The organism is Bacteroides cutis (assembly GCF_900241005.1).
GTDB lineage: Bacteria > Bacteroidota > Bacteroidia > Bacteroidales > Bacteroidaceae > Bacteroides > Bacteroides cutis.
This window is the reverse complement of record NZ_OEST01000015.1, coordinates 1-6,601: the sequence shown is the minus strand read 5'-3', so window position 1 is coordinate 6,601 and position 6,601 is coordinate 1. Positions and strand designations below refer to the sequence as shown.

Below are 6,601 nucleotides of genomic sequence, written 5' to 3'. Positions count from 1 at the left end.
ATAGTGGGGCAAGGGGATATTGTGGGCAGAAGTGGGTATTTCAGCCTCAATTTATCTGCTAATTCAGTGATGAGAGGACGTTTAGACGCAAGAAGGACGCTGAAGAGCTTAGTTGCGGATTTGAGGAATTAAAGGAATGTGGTTTTATTAATGATGAAACTTTACTCTCGGAACAAGGAAACAGAACTACTTTCGAAACATATCGCTTAAGAGCAAAAGCGGTGGAGGAAGAGATATCTTTGGAAGAATTGGTGCGCGTGTTATTAATGATTAATAAAAAACGCGGATATAAAAGTAACCGGAAAATTAAAGGGAGTGAGGATGGTGCGCTGATAGACGGAAGGGAAGTAGCGAAAAAATTGTATGTAGAGAACCTAACTCCGGGAGAATTGTGTTTGCAATTGCTTGAAGCTGGAAAGAAGAATTTACCTGAATTTTACCGCTCGGACTTACAAAATGAATTTGATAAGATATGGAACTTTCAAAAACAATTTAGTCCGGAAGCTTTCTGTGACGCAGCGAAGGAGGAAGTAAAGGGAAAGAATAAAAATCAGACGTGGGCTATATTAGCGAAGTATTTCGTCTGGACAAGAAATGATTCTTTTTGGAATGAAGAGGAGGCGAGAACAGAGGTAAGAATGAAAGAATATAAACTTGTCGGTCTCAAACGGACTACCAAGGGACATGAACAGAAGTTGGAAAATTATCGCTGGCGTGTGCAGGCTCTTTCCGAACCGATGAATCTTGAAATGATGGCCATTGTACTGCAAGAAATTAACGGACAGATTACTGCATCCAGTGGGCATTTGGGCGCTATCAGTGACCGTAGTAAAGAACTCTATTTCAATAAGCAGACGGTGGGCCAGTATCTGATGGCCGAGCTGGATAAAAATCCTCACTATAGTTTGCGTAATAAAGTCTTCTACCGGCAAGATTATATGGACGAGTTTGATGCGATATGGGAGAGACAGCGTTTATATCACACGGAACTGACTCCTGAACTGAAGAAAGAAATTCGTGATATCATCATCTTCTACCAGCGCCGGTTGAAAAGCCAAAAAGGACTCATCAGTCTATGTGAGTTCGAGAGACGGGAAATTGTAGTGGAGAAAGATGGTGTGAAGAAAACCAAAATTATCGGTTGCAAGGTAATCCCTCGTTCGCATCCATTATTTCAGGAGTTCAAGATATGGCAGACTTTGAATGATATAAAAGTGTCTGTAGCAGGAAATAAGGATAAACGTGAGAAGGCAAATCAGTCATCCGCGTTGTTTAGTGAGACAGAAGATGCTTTATTGGCAGAAGGAAAACGATATTTGTACGAGGAAGAAAAGGAACTATTGGCTAAGGAACTCTTTGTCAGAGAAAGCATGAGTAAAGCGGAAGTTCTGAAGCTGCTGTTTGAAAATCCGAAAGAGTTGGATATGAATTTTAAGCAGATTGATGGCAACCATACGGGGTTTGCACTTTTCTCGGCATATAGCAAGATGATTGAAAGATATGGCTATGAACCGGTGAGTTTTAAAGCTTCTGCAGATGATATAATCGAAAGGCTTAAAATCATATTTACTGATTTAGGATGGAATACTGGATTGCTCTCTATTGATTTGAGTAAAGATGATAAAGAACTGGAAAAGCAGCCTTATTTCAGACTTTGGCATTTACTGTATTCTTTTGAAGGGGATAATACGGAGACGGGAAGCGGTAAGTTGATTGAAAAATTGATGCAACTTTGTGGTGTGCAGAAAGAATATGCCAAAATCCTGGCAAATGTGTCCTTTCAAGATGATTATGGAAACTTGAGCGCAAAAGCGATAAAGAAAATTTTACCTAATCTGAAAGAAGGGAATCAATATGATGTTGCTTGTGGATATGCAGGATACCGACATTCGCAATCTTCATTGACTAAAGAAGAGATAAAGAATAAGATATTGAAAGATAAATTGGAATTGCTTCCCAAGAATAGTTTGCGCAGTCCGGTCGTTGAGAAAATCTTGAATCAGATGGTCAATGTTGTCAATACGATAATTGATACATACGGCAAACCCGATGAGATTCGGGTAGAATTGGCACGGGAATTGAAAAAGAGTCGTAAAGAGAGAGAGGAACTGTCAAAATCCATTGCTCAAAATACTCGGGAGCATGAGGCAATTCGCAAGTTGCTTCAAACAGAATTTGGTATGATGAACGTTACTCGTAATGACATTATCCGTTATAAACTTTATGAGGAATTGAAAGATAATGGATATCATACGCTCTATTCAAATCAATACATTCCCAAAGAAATGATTTTCAGTAAAGAGATTGATATAGAACATATTATTCCGCAAGCTCGTCTTTTTGATGATTCTTTGTCCAATAAGACATTGGAGTATAAGGCAATCAACATAGAAAAAGGTAATAAAACGGCTTATGACTTTGTAAAAGAAAAATATGGTGATGAGGGTTTGCAGCAGTATCTCAATCGTTGCGAAGCGCTATTCAAGGATAAGAAAACGAAGTTGAAAAAACTTAAAATGGAGAGTCGGGATATTCCTGAAGGTTTCATTGAACGTGATTTGCGGGAAACCCAATATATTGCTAAGAAAGCGTTGTCGATGTTGAGTGAAATATCTCGTCGTGTTGTTGCTACAACCGGTTCTATTACCGACAGGCTGCGCGAGGATTGGCAATTGGTGGATATAATGAAAGAACTGAATCTGCCAAAATATGAAAAACTGGGTTTGGTAGAGATGTTTGAAGATAAAGATGGCAGACAAATTAAAAAAATCAAAGATTGGAGTAAAAGAAATGACCATCGGCATCATGCCATGGATGCGTTGACTGTTGCTTTTACTAAAGATGTGTTTATCCAGTACTTTAATAATAAAAATGCTTTTTGGATGTCTGGCTCTAAAGAGCATGCAAATATAACGGCAATAAGGAATAAATATTTCGGGAATGGGAAAGCTGTTGCACCTATACCATTAAGGACATTTCGTATGGAGGTAAAGTACCATTTGGAAAATATTCTGGTTTCTATCAAAGTCAAGAATAAAATAGTGACTAATAATATTAATCGTACGAAGAAAAAAGATGGAGAAAATAGAAAACTGCAACAAACTCCCCGTGGACAGTTGCATTTGGATACTATCTATGGAAGTCATCGACGATATGTTGTAAAAGAAGAAAAAGTGAACGCTTCTTTTACTGCCGATAAAATTAGTCGTGTAAGCAAACCGGCTTATCGGATTGCTTTATTAAAACGTTTGGAGGCTTTTGGCAATGACCCGAAGAAAGCATTCACGCTTAAAAACTCCTTGGATAAGAATCCTGTCTATCTTGATGAAAAACAGATAGAAAAAGTACCGGAAAAAGTGGCTATTGTAGAGTTTGAAACTGTTTATACTATACGTAAACCGATTGATCCTCAATTGAGTATAGATAAAGTTGTAGATGCTAAGATACGTACACTTCTGAAAAAACGCCTTGAAGAATATGGAGGAGATGCTCAAAAAGCCTTTTCTAATATAGAAGAGAATCCGATATGGCTGAATAAAGAAAAAGGAATATCGATAAAGCGCGTTACCATTAGAGGTATCAACAAGGCTCAGGCTTTACATGAGAAACGAGACAAGGATGGTAATCTGATCTTTGATGAAGGAGGTAGAAAAATTCCTGTCGATTTCGTAAACACGGGTAACAATCATCATGTGGCTATTTATAGAAAACCTGTTGTGGATAAAACCGGACAGATTATGTTGGATGAGCAAGGCAACCCGAAATATGAACTTGAGGAAAAGGTGGTGTCCTTCTTTGAAGCGGTGGCGCGTATAAAATGTGACCAGCCTGTTATTGATAAGGAATATAAGCACAGTGAAGGGTGGAAGTTCCTGTTCAGTATGAAGCAAAATGAGTATTTTGTATTTCCCAATGAGAAAACAGGATTTAATCCTGAAGAGATTGATTTATTAGATCCTGAGAATTATGCACTAATAAGTCCTAATTTGTTTAGGGTACAAAAGATTGGTGCAAATGATTATACCTTCAGACATCATCTGGAGACAAGCATACAAAATAGTTCAAATGATTTAAAATTCATTACTTGGATAAGATGTGGAAAAAATGGGGTTAATGGTGTAGTTAAAGTCCGGGTAAATCATATCGGACAAATAGTATCAATAGGGGAGTATTAATATGAAAGTATAAGAAAATGGTGAATAAATAATCTATAAATCGGAGTGCTATGATTAAGAAAACACTTTATTTTGGTAATCCCGTTTATTTGTCTTTGAAGAATGCTCAATTGGTAATTAAACTTCCTGAGGTAGTCAAGAGTGATGTTTTGCCCGAAGGATTTAAACAGTGGGCTGAAGTGACTAAGCCAATAGAGGACATTGGGATTGTGGTATTGGATAATAAACAGATAACCGTTACTTCGGGAGTGCTGGAAGCTTTGCTTGAAAATAATTGTGCAGTCATCACTTGTGATACAAAAAGTATGCCGGTTGGGTTGATGCTTCCATTGTATGGAAATACTACGCAGAACGAGAGATTTAGACAGCAAATTGATGCTTCTCTGCCGTTGATGAAACAACTTTGGCAGCAGACGATTAAGGCAAAGATAGAAAATCAGGCAGTGGTATTGAAGGAGTGTGCTGGGGAAGAAATAAGGTGTATGAAAGTTTGGGCTGCTGATGTGAAAAGTGGGGATTCGGATAATTTAGAGGCTCGTGCGGCAGCATATTATTGGAAGAATCTGTTTAGGATAGAGGGATTTACCAGAGACAGGGACGGGGTTCCGCCTAATAATCTGTTGAATTATGGATATGCTATTTTACGAGCAGTGGTTGCTCGTGGGCTGGTTGCAAGTGGACTCTTGCCAACGTTGGGGATACACCATCATAATCGTTACAATGCTTATTGTCTGGCAGATGATATAATGGAACCTTATCGTCCGTATGTGGATAGATTGGTGTACGGCATAGGCAAGAATAATGATACTTATACTGAGCTGACTAAAGAATTGAAAGCGCAGTTGCTGGCTATTCCTACATTAGAAACTAATATTTCGGGAAAGCGTAGTCCGTTAATGGTGGCTGTTGGGCAGACAACGGCTTCACTCTATAAATGTTTTAGTGGTGAACTGCGTAAGATATCTTATCCGGAGATGTAATGGACAGATTTAGTGAATATCGTATTATGTGGGTACTTGTATTGTTTGATTTGCCTACCGAGACGAAGATAGATAAAAAGGCGTATGTGGATTTTAAAAAAAAACTGCAAAAAGATGGATTCACGATGTTTCAGTTTTCTATATATGTTCGTCATTGTGCGAGTAGTGAGAATGCGGAGGTACATATAAAAAGAGTTAAATCTTTCTTGCCTGAACATGGAAACGTAGGAATTATGTGTATTACGGATAAACAATTCGGAAGTATTGAACTTTTTTATGGAAAGAAGACTATGGAAGTAAATACTCCGGGACAGCAACTGGAGCTGTTCTAAAAAGAAAATCCCGCTATTAGGCGGGATTTTTTCTGGGAAACATACTTCTTTTTTTAATTCTAAATGGTGTAGTAACTAGTTGAATATTATAATGTAATGAATATTCAGTTGTTTCCAATGGTTCAAAGATACTAAAATGAAAGCAAATCACAACGAAAATTTTGAAGCGTGGATGGCAAAGACGGTTGTTTCCAATGGTTCAAAGATACTAAAATGAAAGCAAATCACAACATTCTATTAAGAACTAATACTTTATCTTTAGTTGTTTCCAATGGTTCAAAGATACTAAAATGAAAGCAAATCACAACTCAGTGAACGACATGAACGAGTGGTTCAGCGTTGTTTCCAATGGTTCAAAGATACTAAAATGAAAGCAAATCACAACTTTTAATGCTTCTTTAGCATAACCGTTTCGTTGTTTCCAATGGTTCAAAGATACTAAAATGAAAGCAAATCACAACCAATGCAGCGCCTCGGTCACCTGTTGCCAAGTTGTTTCCAATGGTTCAAAGATACTAAAATGAAAGCAAATCACAACGTCATTCATATCCTTGCTTGCGGCAGTGGAGTTGTTTCCAATGGTTCAAAGATACTAAAATGAAAGCAAATCACAACTCAATGTAGTGGAGAAAGATTTGTTGCGGGGTTGTTTCCAATGGTTCAAAGATACTAAAATGAAAGCAAATCACAACCAACGGAAGAACCGCTACGCTGTCAGATATGTTGTTTCCAATGGTTCAAAGATACTAAAATGAAAGCAAATCACAACATCTGGGCGGACAATCCGAAAGCAAAAGCAGTTGTTTCCAATGGTTCAAAGATACTAAAATGAAAGCAAATCACAACGGCATCGGGGAATAAAAGCCTTGCTGTATCGTTGTTTCCAATGGTTCAAAGATACTAAAATGAAAGCAAATCACAACATATAGACAGTGGGAAGTTTGACGTAAGGAGTTGTTTCCAATGGTTCAAAGATACTAAAATGAACACTACTGTCCAAAGAAATTTTCTCAGACATGATTTAAATTAGTTTATATTAATGCATTACGCGAATAAAATTTTTCCGGGATTTGATTTTATACTTTTGCAAATAGTATTGCAAGAGATAGAAATC

2 protein-coding genes, 1 pseudogene and 1 CRISPR repeat array are annotated in these 6,601 nt (G+C 37.6%); all 3 genes and pseudogenes read left to right on the top strand.

What is annotated here, in order from left to right:
* Positions 1 to 143 precede the first annotated feature (143 nt).
* A pseudogene (cas9, locus tag C1A09_RS16040) lies at positions 144 to 4,175 on the top strand (type II CRISPR RNA-guided endonuclease Cas9); the annotation flags it as partial.
* A gap of 50 nt (positions 4,176 to 4,225) precedes the next feature.
* The gene (cas1, locus tag C1A09_RS16035) at positions 4,226 to 5,155 is read left to right on the top strand and encodes a type II CRISPR-associated endonuclease Cas1 (RefSeq protein WP_101546182.1); all 930 of its coding nucleotides are present in this window, start codon (positions 4,226 to 4,228) and stop codon (positions 5,153 to 5,155) included.
* A complete protein-coding gene (gene cas2, locus C1A09_RS16030) occupies positions 5,155 to 5,487 on the top strand; it encodes a CRISPR-associated endonuclease Cas2 (RefSeq protein WP_101546180.1) in 333 nt (110 codons plus the stop codon). Before cas1 ends, cas2 begins: the two co-directional genes overlap by 1 nt.
* Positions 5,488 to 5,594: 107 nt before the next feature.
* Positions 5,595 to 6,487: a CRISPR direct-repeat array (repeat unit 47 nt; unit sequence GTTGTTTCCAATGGTTCAAAGATACTAAAATGAAAGCAAATCACAAC).
* Positions 6,488 to 6,601: the final 114 nt, after the last annotated feature.